The following is a 15,666-nucleotide window of genomic DNA, read 5'->3' as shown; positions in this document are numbered from 1 at the left end:
CGGGGTGCACGACGCCCGCCGCGACGGCGGGCCGCGACGCCGGGAGGACAGCATGAGCCGCGACGAGGGTCGGGACGAGACGCAGGGACCGACGCCGGGCGAGCCCCAGGAGCCGGGGGACGCGGCGTTCGACCGCCTCCGGGCGGCGGACCCGGCGGCGGGTGTCGGGACGCCCGCCGGGCTCCGCGCGAACGTCGACGGGCGGCTGGCGGAGGACGGTCCCGCCGCGGTGCCGGGGGCCGGGACCCCCGGCGCGGCCGTCGCCCGCGACGAGGCCGTCGTCGACGAGCTCGCCGCGCGCCGCCGCCGGAGGCCGTGGCTGGCCGCCGCGGCCGTGGCGGCGTTCGCCGTCGTGGGCGGGGGCGGCTACCTGCTGGGCGGCGGCGCCTTCGCGGCCGGGGCGGGCGCGGGCGACGAGTCGGCCGGCGCGAGCACCGCCGAGGCGCCGGTCGTGCTCGGCGGCGCGCCCGGTGGCCGGAGCGGCGCCCAGGAGGGCGCGGCGGGCCGGGAGGCCGCGGGCGACGCGGCCGGGGGCGCCTCGGTGGGCGCGGCCGAGGACAGCGCCGGGAGCACGGCGTCGACCGCCGGGGACGGCCTGCCGAGCTGGTACGACTCCGGCCGCGCGAACTTCCACGGCACGGGCCTGTCCACCGACGGCGGCACCGCCGAGGCGTACGCCTTCGACGCGACGGACGTCGCCACCCGCGAGGGGGCCGCGCGCCTCGCGGACGCGCTCGGCGTCGCCGGGAAGCCGCGCTGGGAGTACGGGTCGTGGGCGGCTGGGCCGCGCGACGGCGACGGCCCCACGATCTGGCTGTCGGTGGACGGCAGCGCCACGTTCTCCTACAACGACCCCGACGCCGACCCGTGGCGGTGCGAGGAGGTCGCGGCACGCGCCACCGAGGACGGCGGCACCGCGGCCGACGACGACGGCGACGGGTGCGCCGACCGGGACACGAAGCCGGCCGGGGACAAGGCCGCCCGCACGGCGATGACGGACGTCATGACCCGCCTCGGCGTCGACCCGTCGGGGTTCGAGATCGAGGTGGGGGAGCAGACCGAGGACGAGCCGGGCCGCTGGGTCACCGCCTTCCAGGTGGTGGACGGCGCCCGCACCGGTGCCCAGTGGAGCGCGACCGTCGGTCCGGAGGGCGTCGCCTGGCTCGACGGCTTCCTCGCCGGCACGACCGACCTGGGGGAGTACCCCGTGATCAGCCCCGCCGAGGCGGTGGACCGGCTCGGCGACCCGCGGTTCTCCGGCTCCGCGTGGCCGGTCACGTACGCCGAGGGGGCGGACTACGCCGAGCCCGAGCAGCCGACGAAGCCCACCGCGCCGCCGGCGCCGCCCGCGGCCGGGGACAAGGTCGACTGGCCCGTGTCCGACGTCGAGATCACCGAGGCGCGGCTCGGCCTCGCGCTGCAGACGCAGACCGGCGGCGCGGTCGCCCTCGTGCCCGCGTACGAGCTGTCCGACGCCGACGGCAACGCCTGGTCGGTGCTCGCCGTCGCCGACGCCTCGACGGACTTCTCCGCGTCCCGATGACCGCGCGCCGGGCGTCGGGCGCCGCCGGCGTCCTGCTGGCGGCGCTCGCGGGCTGCGCGTCGCCGGACGCCGCGTCGCCGACGCCGGGTGTCGTGGTCGCCACGGCGGAGGACTCGTTCCCGACGACGACGGCCGTCGACTGGGTGACCTACGCCGACCACGTCCTCGTCGCCACCGTCGTGGACGAGGCGGAGGCGGTGCGGCCGTGGGAGGACGGGAACCCGGAGGGGGAGCGGTACGTGGCGCGTGAGGTGGCGCTGCGGGTCGACGACCGGCTGTGGAGCGCGGCCGACCCCCGCCACCGCCCGCCCCCGGACCGGTTCTCGATGGCGGCCGCGGGCTCCCTCGACCGCGACGGCGGACGCATCCCCTGGGCGATCGAGGACACCCCGCGGATGGAGGTGGGTCACACGTACGTCGTCGCGCTGGTCTGGCGCCCCGAGGTGGAGGACCCGACGACGCCGACCCCCGCGCACTGGGCCTGGCTCGGCACGGACGCCCTCCTGCCCTACGACGACGGCACCATCGGCGTCGGCGAGCTCGAGGGCGTGGTGCGCGCCGAGCCGAGGGTGGTGCCCGAGGACCATCTGGAGCACTCGTTCGAGGACGCGCTGGCCGGCCGGTCGGCCGCCGACCTCGCCGCCCTGCTCGACGCCGCCCGCCCGGTCGAGCGGGAGGCCTACGGCTGACGGTGGCGCCGGGACGTGACCGCCACCACCTGGGAGGTCGCTGTCGCCCGGGGCGCGTGCGGGTTACGGTCGTCGTGACCTGTCCCGGAGCACGAAGGAGATCTCCTATGTCCACCCGCACCGCACGCACCGCCTGGAACGGCGACATCCAGCAGGGCTCCGGCCGGGTCGAGCTCGCCAGCTCCGGCGTCGGGGCGTTCGACGTCTCCTTCCCCCGTCGCACGGCGGACGCCGCCGAGGGCGTCACCAGCCCGGAGGAGCTCATCGCGGCAGCGCACTCCTCGTGCTTCGCGATGGCGTTCTCGCTCGAGGTCGCGAACGCCGGCGGTACGCCCGGCAAGACCGACGTGACCGCCGACGTCACGCTCACCCCGGCTGCGGGCGGCGGGCTCGAGATCTCGAAGATCACGCTCACCGTCGTCGGCTCGGCCGCGGGCATCGACGCCGACGCCTACCGCGCGGCCGCCGAGGCCGCCAAGGCCGGCTGCCCGGTCTCCAAGGCGCTCGCCGGCGTCGGCGAGATCCTGCTCGACGTGACGTTCGAGGGCTGACGAGGTCGCCCACGCTCCCGCCAGGAGCAACGCACACGGCGAGGTGGTCCGGGCAACCGGGCCACCTCGCCGTCGTCGTGCCCGGGGACGCCCCGCGAGGGTCAGAGGGCGGCGAGGGCGCGGCCGGCGGCGACGGCGTCCTGCTCGGCCTGCTTGGCCATGACGGCGGCGACGTCGGTGAACTCGTCGAGGGCGGGGTTGACGCCCACCAGCGTGAACTCGCGCTCGACGACGGTCAGGTCGGCGCGCCACAGGTCCTCGAGGATCCGGCGGAGGTAGTCGGTGTTGTGGTCCCAGCCGGCGCGAGGGCTGCCCTCGCCGTAGGAGCCGCCGCGGGTGGTGACGAGCACGGTGGGCTTGCCCTCGAGCACGGGGACGCCCGCGCCGGCGCCGGTGGTGACGAGGTCGATCCACGTCTTGGCGTGCTGCGAGACGCCGTAGTTGTACAGGGGGAGCGCGAGCAGGAGGGCGTCGGCCGCGCGCACCTCGTCGGCCAGGGCGCCGGCCAGGTCGAGGGCCGCGCGCTGCTCGGGGGTGCGCTCCGCCTCGCCGACGAAGCCGGCGGTGGTCGCCTGTGCCCAGGCGTCGGCGGGCAGGGGGTCCTGCGCGAGGTGCCGGGAGACGACGGACGTGCCGGGTCGGGCGGCGGTGAGCTCGGCCAGGACGGTGTCCGCGAGGGCAGAGCTGGCGGACATGTCGCCCTGGATGCTGGCGTCGACGCGAAGAAGTGTCACGGGTGGTCCCTCCGGTGCGTGGCCGCCGCGGGGCGGGCGGCCATCTTGAACGTTCAATCCGGACGCTACGCCCTCGCGCATTGAATGTTCAAGTCGGCCTAGGATGGGGTATGCCGTCCGCACAGACCGATGCCCCTGCATGGCTCACCGAGGACCAGCAGCAGAGCTGGATGCACGTGGCCGGGATGCTCATGACCCTGCCGGCCGCGCTCGATGCCCAGCTGCGCGCCGACTCCCGCCTCAACCTGTTCGAGTACCACGTGCTCGTCGCCCTCGCCGACGCGCCCGGTCGCACCCTCGGCATGACGGACCTGGCCGCGCTGGCCAACGGTTCGCTGTCGCGGCTCTCGCACGCCGTCGGTCGCCTCGAGCGCGACGGCCTCGTGCGGCGCAGCGCCTGCTCGGACGGGCGGCGGCGCATGGAGGCCTCCCTCACGGACGCCGGCATGACGAGGCTCGTGGCCGCGGCCCCCGGGCACGTCCGCGAGGTGCGGAGGCTGGTGGTCGACGCCCTCGACGCGGGCCAGCTCCAGGCGCTCGGGGCGGCCGCGAGGTCGGTCATGGCGGCGATCGACCCGACGCTGGCCTGCGCCGCGGCGTCCACGGGGACCGGCTGCGCGGAGGTGCTGGAGGAGGCCTCAGCCCAGCAGGGGCGGTGAGCCCGCGCCCGTTCCGGCGATGACGCCCTCCACGGTCTCGCGCAGCACGTCGCGCGGGTCGTGGGTCGGCGCCCAGCGCAGCAGCTCGCGCGCCCGGGTCGCGTCGAGGACGACGTCGGCGCGCGCCATGTCGAACCAGCCCACGTCGATCGGCGCGAGGTGCAGCCGGGACGCGACGGACAGGCCCGTCCGTGCGGTGTCCTGAGAGACGGCGACCTTGCGCCCCCCGGCGAGCACCTCGGCGAGGTCGTCGCCGGTGAGCCAGCCCTCGGGCGCGAGGTTGAACGCCCCGGGGTGCCGGCCGACGACGACGGCGCGGTACGCGTCGGCGGCGTCGTCGGTGTGCATCACCTGCAGGCGCAGCCCGTCGGGCGCGGGGACGGCGGGCAGCAGCGCGCCCTCGGGGGCCCGCTTGGCGGCGAGCCGCAGCGCGCGGGTGCCGAGCGGTCCGAGGAAGTAGCGGCCCAGCTCCGCGCCGGCCTCGCGCTGCAGCATCAGCGCCGGGCGCACCCGGGTCACGACCAGCTGGGGGTACCCGGCCGCGTACTCGTCGAGCATCCGCTCGACGGCGACCTTCTGCACCGAGTACGGGGACGTCGGCACACCGCGCCGCGGCCAGTCCTCGGCGACCGGGCTGCCGTCGGCGGGGCCGGGGGAGTAGACGCCGGAGGTGGAGCCGAGCACCAGGTGCCGCACGCCCGCCCGCACGACGGCGTCGGCGACGGCGTGCGACCCGTCGAGGTTGAGGCGCCGTGCCTGCGCGGAGCCGCGGGACGACGGCGACGCCCAGGCCAGGTGGATGACGGCGTCCGCCCCGAGGAAGGCCCGGTCGAGCCCGCGGACGACGGCGTCGTGGGTGTCGGTGAGGTCGACGCGGACCCACTCGGCGGCGTCGTGCGGGAAGGAGACGGTGCTGCTGCCGTCCGCCCGGGGGACGCGTCTGGCGACGCCCACGATCGAGGTGACGGCCGGCTCTCGCACCAGGGCTCGCAGCACGGCGGTCCCGACGTTTCCGCTGGCTCCCACGACGACGACGCGCACGGTCCGACCGTAGCCGCGCGGGCGGCGCCGCGCGCGTGCAGCCGCGGCACCCCTGTCGCGTACGAGGCACACGATGTGTATAGCCAACACGGTGTGTATGTCGTACGCTCGTGTACGGCATACACGACGACCAGGAGGGGAACGGCCATGAACGACCCGATGATCGCGGTGCGGGGGCTGGGCAAGTCCTACGGGCGCACCGCCGTCCTGCGCGGCGTCGACCTCGAGGTCCGGCGCGGCGAGATCTTCGCGCTGCTCGGCCCGAACGGCGCCGGCAAGACCACCACCGTCAACATCCTCACCACGCTGGTGCGGCCCGACGCGGGCACGGCCACCATCGCCGGCGCCGACGTCGTGGCGCAGCCCGCCGCGGTCCGCCGCAGCATCGCGCTGACCGGCCAGTACGCGTCGGTCGACGAGTTCCAGACCGGCGAGGAGAACCTCGTCATGATGGCCGACCTCGCGCACCTGCCGCGGCGGGACGTGCGCCGTCGGGCCCAGGAGCTGCTGGACCGCTTCGACCTCACCGATGCCGCGCGGCGCCAGGTCGGCACGTACTCGGGCGGCATGCGTCGCCGGCTCGACCTGGCGATCAGCCTGGTCGCCGACCCGGACGTCCTCGTCCTCGACGAGCCCACCACCGGCCTCGACCCGGCGTCCCGCGCCCAGCTGTGGGAGGTGGTCCGGGGCCTGGCCGCCGACGGCACCACCATCCTGCTCACCACGCAGTACCTCGAGGAGGCGGACCGCCTCGCCGACACGATCGCGGTCCTCGCCGAGGGTCGGATCGCCGCCCGCGGCACCGCCGCCGAGCTCAAGGCGCTCGTCGCGGGCGACCACGTGCGCGTCTCCTTCGACGACGCCGCGAGCCTCGCGGCCGCACGCGGGCTGGGCGTCCCGGGCCTCGACCGGGCCGAGGAGGACGCGAAGGCGCTCGCCCTGACGTTCCCGAGCCCCGAGCCCGTCCGGGCCATCCGTGACGTGCTCGACCGGGCGGAGTCCCGCGGCCTCGCCGTCGCCGGGGTGAGCGTCGTCAAGCCGACGCTCGACGACGTCTTCCTCGCCCTGACCAGCGGCACGACCGATCGTCCGACCCGAACCCCCGAGGAGGCCCTGCGATGACCACCACCCTGGCCCCGGCCACGCCCGGTGTGCCCGGCGCGCCCGCCACGACCCGGGTCCGCGGGACGCGCGCGCCCCTGCGCGACGTCGCCACCATGAGCCGGCGGGAGGCGCGGCGCTCGCTGCGCTCGATCGACGGCCTCATCACCGCGTTCGCGCTGCCGGCGCTGATCATGACCGTGTTCGTCGTGATCTTCGGCGGCGCGATCTCCGGCGGCACCGGGGGCGACTACATCGACTACGTGGTGCCCGGCGTGCTCGTGATGTGCCTGGGGATGAACTCGGCGACCGCCGCCATGAGCGTGTCGCAGGACATGACGACGGGCACGATCGACCGCTTCAAGACCCTGCCGATCTTCTCCTCGTCCGCGCTGTGGGGGCACACGGTCGCGAGCGTCGTGCGGAACCTCGCCTCGGCGGCCGTGGTGCTGCTGGTGGCGGTGGCGTACGGGTTCCGGCCCGACGCGGGGCTCGGCGGCTGGCTGGGGTTCGTCGCGTTCGCCGTGCTGGCCGTCCTCACGTTCACCTGGATCAGCGTGACGCTGGGGCTCGTGCTGAGCGTCGAGGCGTCGCAGTCGGTCAACATGATCTTCCTGTTCGTGCCCTACCTGAGCTCCGGGTTCGTGCCGGTCGAGACCATGCCGGACTGGCTGCACGGCTTCGCCGAGCACCAGCCGTTCACCCCGATCATCGAGTCGGTGCGCGGGCTGCTCATGGGCGCGGCCGACGCCGGGACGATCGTCACGGCCTGCGCCTGGCTGGTCGGGTTCCTCGCAGCGAGCATCGTCGCGGGCAGCGTCCTGTACCGCCGTCGGACCGCCCGCTGATCCCCGCGCCCGAGGTGAGTGGGCTCGTGGCCCGGTTCTTCCCCGGAACCGGGCCACGAGCCCGCCCACCACGACGCTGGACCGGCCGGGACGATCGGGGATGATGAGGCCATGACGGACACGCCGGAGACGGACCTGCCCGAGCCGGACCCGTCCGGGACCGACGCTCCGGAGCTCCCGCCGAGCCTCGCCCTCGCGTGGGGCGTGGCCGAGCGCCCGGAGCGGGTGCCGCGCCGCGAGCTCAGCATCGAGCGCATCGTCGAGGCCGCCGTCGAGATCGCCGACGCCGAAGGGCTCGCCGGGGTCTCGATGGCCCGGGTGGCCAAGAGCCTCGGCTTCACCACGATGTCGCTGTACCGGTACGTCACCAGCAAGGACGACCTGCTGCTGCTCATGCAGGAGTCGGCGCTCGACCTGGAGTTCCCGCCGCAGCACGAGCCGGCGGACTGGCGGGCGGAGCTGCGCGAGTGGGCGCTCTTCACGTACGAGCTGTTCCGCGGGCACTCCTGGGTGCTGGACGTCCCCGTCACGGGCGCGCCGCTCACCCCGGCGAGCCTGCGCGCCCTCGACGCCGGGCTGCGCGCGCTGCGCTCCACCGCGCTCGGCGACGACGAGAAGATCGCGACGATCCTGCTGCTCAACGGGTACGTCCGGAACGCCGCCGAGCTCAACCGGGACCTGCGGCGGGCCAACAGCGCGGGGACGGACGCCGCCGCCGCGGCCGGCCCCGGACTCGCGGACATGCTGCGGGCCCTCGTCGACGAGGTCCGGTTCCCGTACCTGCGCCCCCTCGTGGAGCGCGGCGCCTACGCCGCCTACCACACGGGGACGCTCGACGACGAGGAGGACGTCGGCTGGGGTCTCGAGCGCACGCTCGACGGCGTCGCCGCGTACGTGGCCGCGCAGGCCGGGCGCGGGCCGGCGCCGGAGGCCCCGCCCGGGAGCGCTCTCCAGGACGCGGGCGTGGCCGAGGCGCTCGCCGTCGCGATGCGGTACTCCTCCGACCCGAAGGTCAAGAAGGCGGCGGCCCGGCGCAAGGAGGCCGACAAGCGCGTGCGCGAGGGCCAGAAGAAGGTGCGAGAGCTCGAGAAGGCGCTGCGCGACGCGCGCAAGGCCGAGGCGGAGGCCGTGCGGGCCGCCAGGGAGCGCGCCGAGCGCGACCGCTGACGCCCCCGTCGAGCACGGGATCCGTATCGCCGGACCGCCCGATGGCGACACGGATCCCGTGCTCGCAGGAGGCTCGGACGGCGCGGCGGCGTGGACGCATCGGCGCCCCGCAGGCACCGATGGCAGAATCGGCGCGTGCCAGCCCAGACCCGCACCACCCCGACGCCGGACGAGGGCGCGCAGGTCGCGCCGACCCGTGACGAGGTGGAGTCCGCGGCCCGGCAGGCGGCCGACGAGGCCCGGGAAGCGGTCGCGTCGGCGCTGCGGACGGTGATCGCCGGCGACGTCGACACCAGCTCCCGCCGCCGGGCCGAGTACTCCACGGACGCGTCCAACTACCGCGTCGTCCCCGACGTCGTCGCCTTCCCCCGCAGCTCGCGGGACGTGGAGCGCGGCCTCGAGGTGCTGCGGGAGCTGTCGATCCCGGTGACCGCGCGCGGCGCCGGGACGTCCGTGGCGGGCAACGCGGTGGGCACCGGAGCCGTGCTCGACTTCTCGCGGCACCTGAACCAGGTGGTCCAGGTGGACCCCGCGGCCGGCACGGCCGTCGTCGAGCCGGGCACGGTGATGTCCACGCTGCAGCGCGCGGGCGCCGCCCACGGCCTGCGGTTCGGCCCCGACCCGTCCACGCAGAACCGCGCGACCCTCGGCGGGATGATCGGCAACAACGCCTGCGGCCCGCACGCCGTGGCGTACGGCCGCACGGCCGACAACGTCGTGGAGCTCGACGTCGTCGACGGCCGCGGACGCCGGTTCACCGCGGGCCGCGGCGACGCGACCTTCGCCGCGGTGCCGGGCCTGGCGGACCTGGTGCGCGAGAACCTCGCGCTCATCCGCACGCAGTTCGGCCGGTTCGGGCGGCAGGTGTCGGGCTACTCCCTGGAGCACCTGCTGCCGGAGAACGGCTCCGACCTCGCCAAGGCGCTGGTGGGCACGGAGGGCACGCTCGTCACGGTGCTCGGCGCCACGCTGCGCATGGTGCCGGTGCCGACGGCGCCGACGCTCGTCGTGCTCGGCTACCCCGACATGCCGTCGGCGGCCGACGACGTCCCGCACCTGCTGGGCCACAAGCCCCTCGCGATCGAGGGCCTGGACGCGCGGCTGGTCGACGTCGTCAGGCGGGCGAAGGGGGAGTCGGCGGTGCCGGCCCTGCCCGAGGGCGCGGGCTGGCTGATGATCGAGGTCGGCGGCGCGAGCCAGGACGAGGCCAGCGCGCGGGCCGAGGCGATCGTGACGTCGTCGTCCGCGCTGGCGTCGCTGGTGCTGCCCGCCGGCCCCGACGCCACCAAGATGTGGCAGATCCGGGCCGACGGCGCGGGCCTCGCCGGCCGCACGCCCGCGGGGGAGCAGGCGTGGCCCGGCTGGGAGGACTCGGCCGTGCCGCCCGAGCGGCTCGGCGCGTACCTGCGCGACCTCGAGCAGCTCATGGAGCGTTACGGGGTCGACGGCCTGCCCTACGGGCACTTCGGCGACGGGTGCGTGCACCTGCGCATCGACATCCCGCTGTCGACGTCGGGCTCCGTGCTGCGCACCTTCATGACCGACGCCGCGCGCCTCGTCGCGTACCACGGGGGCTCGCTGTCGGGGGAGCACGGCGACGGCCGCGCCCGCTCCGAGCTGCTGCCGCTGATGTACTCGCCCGAGGCGATCGCGCTGATGGAGCAGGTCAAGGCACTCTTCGACCCCGAGGACCTGCTCAACCCGGGCGTCGTGGTGCGGCCCGCGGCGGTGGACGCCGACCTGCGCCGGCCGGCCGCGACCGCCGTGCCGTCGACGGCCCCGCTGGGGGAGCGGGGTCTCGCCGGCCCCGGCCCGCTGCGCGGCATCGCGAAGAAGACCGGCCACCTCGGCTTCGCCTTCGCGCACGACCACCACGACCTCACGACGGCCGTGCACCGCTGCGTCGGCGTCGGCAAGTGCCGGGCCGACAACCATGCCTCGGGCGGGTTCATGTGCCCCAGCTATCAGGCGACGAAGGACGAGAAGGACGTCACCCGCGGCCGCGCGCGCGTGCTCCAGGAGGCGGTCAACGGCACCCTCGTCGGCGGGCTCACCGCGCCGGAGGTGCGCGAGTCGCTCGACCTGTGCCTGAGCTGCAAGGCGTGCTCGTCCGACTGCCCGGCGGGCGTCGACATGGCGCAGTACAAGTCCGAGGTGCTGCACCGTACGTACAAGGGCAAGCTCCGCCCGGTGGACCACTACGCGCTGGGCTGGCTGCCGCGCTGGGCGCGCCTGGCCGGCGGGATGCCGCGGTTCGTCAACGGGCTGCTCGGCGTGCCGTGGATCGCCAAGGCGGTGCTGTGGGCGGGCGGCATGGACACGCGGCGCCAGGTGCCGCAGTTCGCCGAGATCCCGTTCCGCACCTGGTGGAAGCGCGGCTGGGCGTCGCACGGCGTGCCCGGCCTGGGTGCCGGCCAGAAGCCGGGCGACCTGCCCGACCGGGAGCGGCCGAGGGTCGTGCTCTGGGCGGACTCGTTCAGCGACGCGCTCGCGCCGTCCGTGCCGCAGGCCGCGGTGAAGGTGCTGACCGACGCCGGCTACGACGTCATCGTGCCCGACCAGCAGGCGTGCTGCGGCCTCACGTGGATCTCGACGGGCCAGCTCGACGGCGCGCGCCGCCGGCTGTCGCAGCTCCTGTCCGTGCTCGGCCCGTACGCCGTCAACGGCATCCCGATCCTCGGGCTGGAGCCGTCGTGCACCGCGGTGCTGCGCTCCGACCTGCTGGACCTGTTCCCGGACGACCCGCGCGCCCGCGCCGTCGCCGACGCCACCCGCACGCTGGCGGAGCTGCTGACCTCCCCGGACACGGCCCCCGACGCGGCGTGGCAGATCCCCGACCTGTCGGACGTCACGGCCGTCGTGCAGCCGCACTGCCACCAGCACGCGGTGATGGGCTTCTCCGCCGACGAGGCGCTGCTGCGCGCCGCCGGCGCCGACGTCAAGGTGCTGGCCGGATGCTGCGGCCTGGCCGGCAACTTCGGCATGCAGAAGGGCCACTACGACGTGTCGGTGGCCGTGGCCGAGAACGCGCTGCTGCCCGCGCTGCGCGAGCGCGCGGAGGGCACGGAGTACATCGCCGACGGGTTCTCCTGCCGCACGCAGGCGCTGCAGCTCGAGGGCGTGGGCGGCAAGGCCCTCGTGGAGGTCATCGCCGAGCGGCTCTGACCGCTATCCGTCCGACCGGCGGACGATGGCGAGGACGCCGGCGCGGGCGGGCTCGGGCAGCTCCGGCACGAGGACGACGAGCGATTGCAGCAGCAGCTGCTCGAGCTCCTCGCGCGTGATGCCGCTGCCGCCCAGCCACGCGGCCGTGACGTTCTCGACCAGCGCCACCCACCCCCGCGCCAGCAGCTGCAGGCGGCCGCTCGGGGTGAAGCCGATGACGCCGGCGGTGGTCGTCATGCGCCCGACCAGGGCCGACCGCACGTCCTGCAGGGCCGCCTCGGTGACCTCGTCCCCCGCGAGGGCGCCGCGCCAGATGTCCTCCCACACGCGCCGGTGCGCGGTGACGGAGCCCAGGAACAGGGCCATCGCGTGCGCCGGGCGGTCGGCGAGGGGACGATCGTCGGGTGCCAGCAAGGTCTGCTCGAGGTCGGACACCGCCTCGAGCGCGACCGCGCGCCGGAGCCCCGCCGTCGAGCCGAAGTAGTGGAAGACCAACGCCTTCGACGCCCCGGCACGCGCGCCGACCGACGCGGGGGTCAGGGAGTCCAGCCCGTCCTCGGCGGCGGCCGCGGTGGCCACGGCCAGCAGTTCGCGGCGCCGGTCGGACGGCTCGCGGCGGGTCCGGGAGCGCGGGGTGGCGGGGGTCATGGCCACAGTTGTACGGCGTTATTGACCGCTAGTCAACACCGGCCGTAGAGTTGTTGATCGCAGGTCAACAGTGCGTCGCGTGCGGCGGGGACAGGAGCAGGGGTGCAGATCACGCTGAGCGGGGTTCGGGTCGAGGGGCGGCGCGAGCCGATGCTGGAGGCGACCGACCTCGCCTGGTCCGCGGGGGAGTGCCTGCTCGTGGCCGGCGAGCCCGGGCACGGGCACACCGCGCTCGCGCTCGTCGCGACCGGCCGGTTCGCGCCCTCCGACGGCGCCGTGCGCCTCGACGGCAACGTCGTGCCGGCGTCCGTGCTGCGTGCGCGCACCGCGGTCGTCGACGTGCCGGGCATCAGCGAGCCCGACGACGCCCTGTCGCTGGCCGACGTCGTGGCCGAGGGCCTCGCCCTCGCGGGCCGCCGTTCGCTCCCGCGCGACGTCACGCGGTGGCTCGAGGAGCGCTCCCTCACCGAGGAGCGCGGCAAGCGCGTGGACCAGCTCTCGGGCGCCGTGCGCACCGCCGTCCTCGCGGCGCTGGCCGCCGAGAACCCGGACGTGCGGTTCGTCGTGCTGACGCTGCCCGACCGCCACGGCGGCGAGCCCACCGGATGGTGGGAGACGGCGCGCACGCTCGCCGCCGCCGGCCTCGGGGTGCTCGTCCAGTGCACCCGGTCCTCCGCCCGCGAGCTCGGCGCCGACCTGCCGCCCGCGCGCGGGCAGAGCATGCACGAGCCGCCGCGCGTCGTCCTGCGCGAGACGCCCGGCGCGGCGCCCGAGGCGCCCGCGCCGTCCGGCGACGAGACGGTCGCGCTGCCCGTCGCGGCCCCGCTCCCCGAGGCGACCGCCGTCCTGCCCGCGGTCGCGACCGAGCCCGAGCCCGAGCCGGAGGCTGAGCGCGAGCCGGAGCCGGAGGCCGTGCCCGAGGAGGAGGTCGAGGACGAGCTCGAGCCGTCGCCCGACCCGGACCCCCGCGCCGAGGAGGACCTCGAGGACACCGTGCTCGTCGTCGGGCGGCACCACCACGAGAGCCCGCCCGACGACGTCCCGACCGACGTCCCGACCGACGTCCATGACGCAGGGCAGACCGACCAGGACCCGACCGACGAGACCCCGACCGACGAGACCCAGGAGGAGGCCCGATGACCGCGATCCGGCTCGCGCTGTCCGAGCTGCGCCGCCTCGCGGCCGGCCGGCTCCCCAAGCTCGCCATCCTCGCGATGGCGCTGATCCCCACGCTGTACGCGGGGCTGTACCTGTTCGCCAACCACGACCCGTACGGGCAGCTCGACCAGGTGCCGGCGGCCGTCGTCGTGCAGGACGAGGGCACCACCACGACGGACGCGGAGACGGGGGAGAAGACGGAGCGGGACTTCGGCCGTGACGTCGCGGACCAGCTGCTCGACGACGGCGGGTTCGGCTGGGTCGAGACGTCCCAGGCGGACGCGGAGGCGGGCGTGCGCTCCGGGCGCTACGACGCGGCGCTCATCATCGGGCCGACGTTCTCGGCCGACCTGGCGTCGGCGGGCGAGTTCGAGCCGCAGCAGGCCAGCCTGACCCTCATCACCAACGACGCGAACAACTACCTCGCGGGCACGATCTCGGACACGATCGTCGGGAAGGTGCGGGACTCGATCGCGGAGGAGGTCGGCACCGAGGCGGCCGACACGTTCCTGCGCGGCTTCGCGTCCATCCACACCAACCTCGCGGACGCGGTGGACGGCGCGAAGAAGCTCCTCAAGGGCGCGACCACGCTGGACGACGGCCTCGCGGACGCGGACGACGGCGCGCACACGCTCGCCGACGGCGCGCAGCAGGCCGCCGACGGTGCCGCGACGCTGGACGGCAAGGTCGGCACCCTGGCCTCCGCGGTCGGGCAGCTCGACGACGGCGCGGGGCAGCTCGCGACCGGCCTCGGCCAGCTGCAGGACAAGACCGCGGACCTGCCCGCCCAGACCGAGAAGCTGTCCGACGGAGCGGCGCAGGTGGCCGACGGGAACGCGCAGGTGGCGCAGTACGGCCGGGAGGCGGCGGACGCCGCCGGGCAGGTGCTGCCGACCCTCGACGGCGCGCGCTCCGACGCGGCGGACGCCCTCGACCAGGGGCGGGCCGACGTCGAGACGAGGCTCGACGACCTGTGCGCGTCCATCCCCGACGGCGCGGACGGCTCCGACCTCGCGGCACAGTGCGCCCAGCTGCGGTCCGACGTGCTCGACCGCCTCGACACGACGCGGGCCGACGTCGACGGTGCCCTGGACACGCAGCGCGACGACGTCGAGGGCGCGGTGTCGAAGGTCGAGGGCGCCTCGGCCAAGCTCGACCAGCTCGCGGACGGGTCCCGGCAGGTGGCGGACGGCGCGGCGACGCTGGCGGGCGCGACGCCGCAGCTCACCGCGGGCATCGCGTCGGCGGCGAGCGGCGCGGACCGCCTCGCGGACGGCACGGGCCAGCTCGCCGCGGCCACGCCCGCCCTCGTCGACGGGGTGCACCGGCTCGCCGACGGCACGGGCCAGGTCTCCGACGGGACCGCGGACCTGGCGGCCGGCACGACCAAGCTCTCCGACGGCTCGGGCGAGCTGAAGAGCGGCGTGAAGCAGCTCCGCGACGGGCTGGCGGAGGGCCTCGGGCAGGTCCCCGACCTCGACGACCAGACGCGCGAGGACACGGCGTCCACCATCGGCAACCCGCTCGAGGTGCGCAACGACGCCCTGTCGTCGGCGGGCACCTACGGCGCCGGGCTCGCCCCGTTCTTCCTGTCGCTGGCCACGTGGATCGGCGCGTACGTGCTGTTCCTGCTCGTGCGGCCGCTGTCGACGCGGGCGCTCGCGGCGGGCCGGTCCGCCCTGGCCACGGCGCTGGGCGGCTGGGCCACGCCCGCCGCGATCGGCGTCGTGCAGGTGGCGGCGATGTTCGCGGTGACGAAGTTCGCGCTCGACATCCAACCGGCGCACGGCCTCTTCACGGCGCTGTTCCTGGTGCTGGTCTCGGCGACCTTCGTCGCTGTCCTGCAGGCGCTGAACGTGTGGCTGGGCGCGGCGGGCCAGTTCCTCGGCCTCGTCCTCATGCTGGTGCAGCTCGTCACCGCGGGCGGCACGTTCCCGTGGCAGACCATCCCGCAGCCGCTCAAGGCGATGCACCAGTTCATGCCCATGACGTACGCCGTCGAGGGGCTGCGCCAGCTGCTGTACGGAGGCAACCTCGCGACCGTCTCCCGCGACGTCACCGTGCTGCTCGGCGTCCTCGTCGTCGCCCTCGGCCTCACGACGCTCGCCGCCCGCAGGCAGCGCGTGTGGACGGTGACCAAGCTGCAGCCGGAGCTCGTCCTCTGACGCCCGACGACCAGGCAGCCGTGGGGGGCCGGGGGGGGGCCGGCGCGCCCCCCCGCCGGTGGGGTGGGGGGGGGGGCCCGCCCCCCACCCCCCGCGGGTGGGGACGAGCGCGGGCGCCGCCCGGCGCGCCCCCGGGCGCGGGGGCCGCCCGGCGGGGGGGGGGTGGACCCGCGGGGGGGGGGTCGCCGAGCTGGGCC

At 75.8% G+C, this 15,666-nt stretch carries 13 protein-coding genes; 10 read left to right on the top strand and 3 right to left on the bottom strand.

Going from position 1 to position 15,666, the window contains the following annotated elements; translation table 11 throughout:
• The first annotated feature begins 52 nt into the window (after positions 1 to 52).
• From ACFU9A_RS18205 to ACFU9A_RS18195, 3 genes are all read left to right on the top strand, one after another.
• Positions 53 to 1,543, top strand: coding sequence for a hypothetical protein (locus ACFU9A_RS18205; RefSeq protein WP_430576700.1), 1,491 nt, complete (start codon positions 53 to 55; stop codon positions 1,541 to 1,543).
• Entirely contained in the window at positions 1,540 to 2,232 is a 693-nt protein-coding gene (locus ACFU9A_RS18200; RefSeq protein WP_430576699.1) for a hypothetical protein, read from the top strand. Before ACFU9A_RS18205 ends, ACFU9A_RS18200 begins: the two co-directional genes overlap by 4 nt.
• Before the next feature lie 107 nt (positions 2,233 to 2,339).
• Entirely contained in the window at positions 2,340 to 2,783 is a 444-nt protein-coding gene (locus ACFU9A_RS18195; RefSeq protein WP_430576698.1) for an OsmC family peroxiredoxin, read from the top strand.
• A gap of 101 nt (positions 2,784 to 2,884) precedes the next feature.
• Here ACFU9A_RS18195 and ACFU9A_RS18190 read toward each other — a convergent pair whose 3' ends face one another.
• Entirely contained in the window at positions 2,885 to 3,517 is a 633-nt protein-coding gene (locus ACFU9A_RS18190; RefSeq protein WP_430576697.1) for an NAD(P)H-dependent oxidoreductase, read from the bottom strand.
• A 110-nt stretch (positions 3,518 to 3,627) separates the two neighbouring features.
• Between ACFU9A_RS18190 and ACFU9A_RS18185 the strand changes: the two genes are divergently transcribed.
• Positions 3,628 to 4,176 (top strand): MarR family winged helix-turn-helix transcriptional regulator, encoded by a 549-nt coding sequence (locus ACFU9A_RS18185; RefSeq protein ID WP_430576696.1) that lies wholly within the window; start codon positions 3,628 to 3,630, stop codon positions 4,174 to 4,176.
• On the opposite strand, the gene ACFU9A_RS18180 is transcribed toward ACFU9A_RS18185, so the two are convergent.
• Positions 4,156 to 5,217 (bottom strand): NAD-dependent epimerase/dehydratase family protein, encoded by a 1,062-nt coding sequence (locus tag ACFU9A_RS18180; RefSeq protein ID WP_430576695.1) that lies wholly within the window; start codon positions 5,215 to 5,217, stop codon positions 4,156 to 4,158. The two genes, ACFU9A_RS18185 and ACFU9A_RS18180, sit on opposite strands and share 21 nt — an antisense overlap.
• Positions 5,218 to 5,364: 147 nt before the next feature.
• Between ACFU9A_RS18180 and ACFU9A_RS18175 the strand changes: the two genes are divergently transcribed.
• The 4 genes from ACFU9A_RS18175 to ACFU9A_RS18160 all read left to right on the top strand — a co-directional run bounded on the left by ACFU9A_RS18175 (position 5,365) and on the right by ACFU9A_RS18160 (position 11,498).
• Positions 5,365 to 6,339 carry an ATP-binding cassette domain-containing protein gene (locus ACFU9A_RS18175; protein WP_430576694.1) on the top strand — a complete coding sequence of 325 codons (975 nt, stop codon included), beginning with the start codon at positions 5,365 to 5,367 and terminating at the stop codon, positions 6,337 to 6,339.
• Complete coding sequence (locus ACFU9A_RS18170) at positions 6,336 to 7,166, top strand: ABC transporter permease (RefSeq protein ID WP_430576693.1); 831 nt, start codon at positions 6,336 to 6,338, stop codon at positions 7,164 to 7,166. Before ACFU9A_RS18175 ends, ACFU9A_RS18170 begins: the two co-directional genes overlap by 4 nt.
• 111 nt (positions 7,167 to 7,277) lie before the next feature.
• Entirely contained in the window at positions 7,278 to 8,333 is a 1,056-nt protein-coding gene (locus tag ACFU9A_RS18165) for a TetR/AcrR family transcriptional regulator (RefSeq protein WP_430576692.1), read from the top strand.
• Positions 8,334 to 8,537: 204 nt separating this feature from the next.
• Positions 8,538 to 11,498, top strand: a complete 2,961-nt coding sequence (locus tag ACFU9A_RS18160; protein WP_430576975.1) for an FAD-binding and (Fe-S)-binding domain-containing protein — start codon at positions 8,538 to 8,540, stop codon at positions 11,496 to 11,498.
• 3 nt (positions 11,499 to 11,501) lie between these two features.
• Here the strand turns inward: ACFU9A_RS18160 and ACFU9A_RS18155 are convergent, their stop codons facing one another.
• Positions 11,502 to 12,146 carry a TetR/AcrR family transcriptional regulator gene (locus tag ACFU9A_RS18155; protein ID WP_430576691.1) on the bottom strand — a complete coding sequence of 215 codons (645 nt, stop codon included), beginning with the start codon at positions 12,144 to 12,146 and terminating at the stop codon, positions 11,502 to 11,504.
• Between the two features lie 102 nt (positions 12,147 to 12,248).
• On the opposite strand from ACFU9A_RS18155, the gene ACFU9A_RS18150 reads away from it, so the two are divergent.
• The gene (locus ACFU9A_RS18150) at positions 12,249 to 13,286 is read left to right on the top strand and encodes a hypothetical protein (protein WP_430576690.1); all 1,038 of its coding nucleotides are present in this window, start codon (positions 12,249 to 12,251) and stop codon (positions 13,284 to 13,286) included.
• Complete coding sequence (locus ACFU9A_RS18145; RefSeq protein ID WP_430576689.1) at positions 13,283 to 15,469, top strand: YhgE/Pip family protein; 2,187 nt, start codon at positions 13,283 to 13,285, stop codon at positions 15,467 to 15,469. The genes ACFU9A_RS18150 and ACFU9A_RS18145 overlap by 4 nt, the downstream gene beginning before the upstream one ends.
• The last annotated feature ends 197 nt before the right edge of the window (positions 15,470 to 15,666 follow it).

This window comes from Isoptericola sp. NPDC057653, from assembly GCF_042799955.1.
Taxonomy (GTDB): domain Bacteria; phylum Actinomycetota; class Actinomycetes; order Actinomycetales; family Cellulomonadaceae; genus Isoptericola.
The sequence above is the reverse complement of the archived record's forward strand: the minus strand, read 5'-3'. Positions and strand labels throughout refer to the sequence as shown.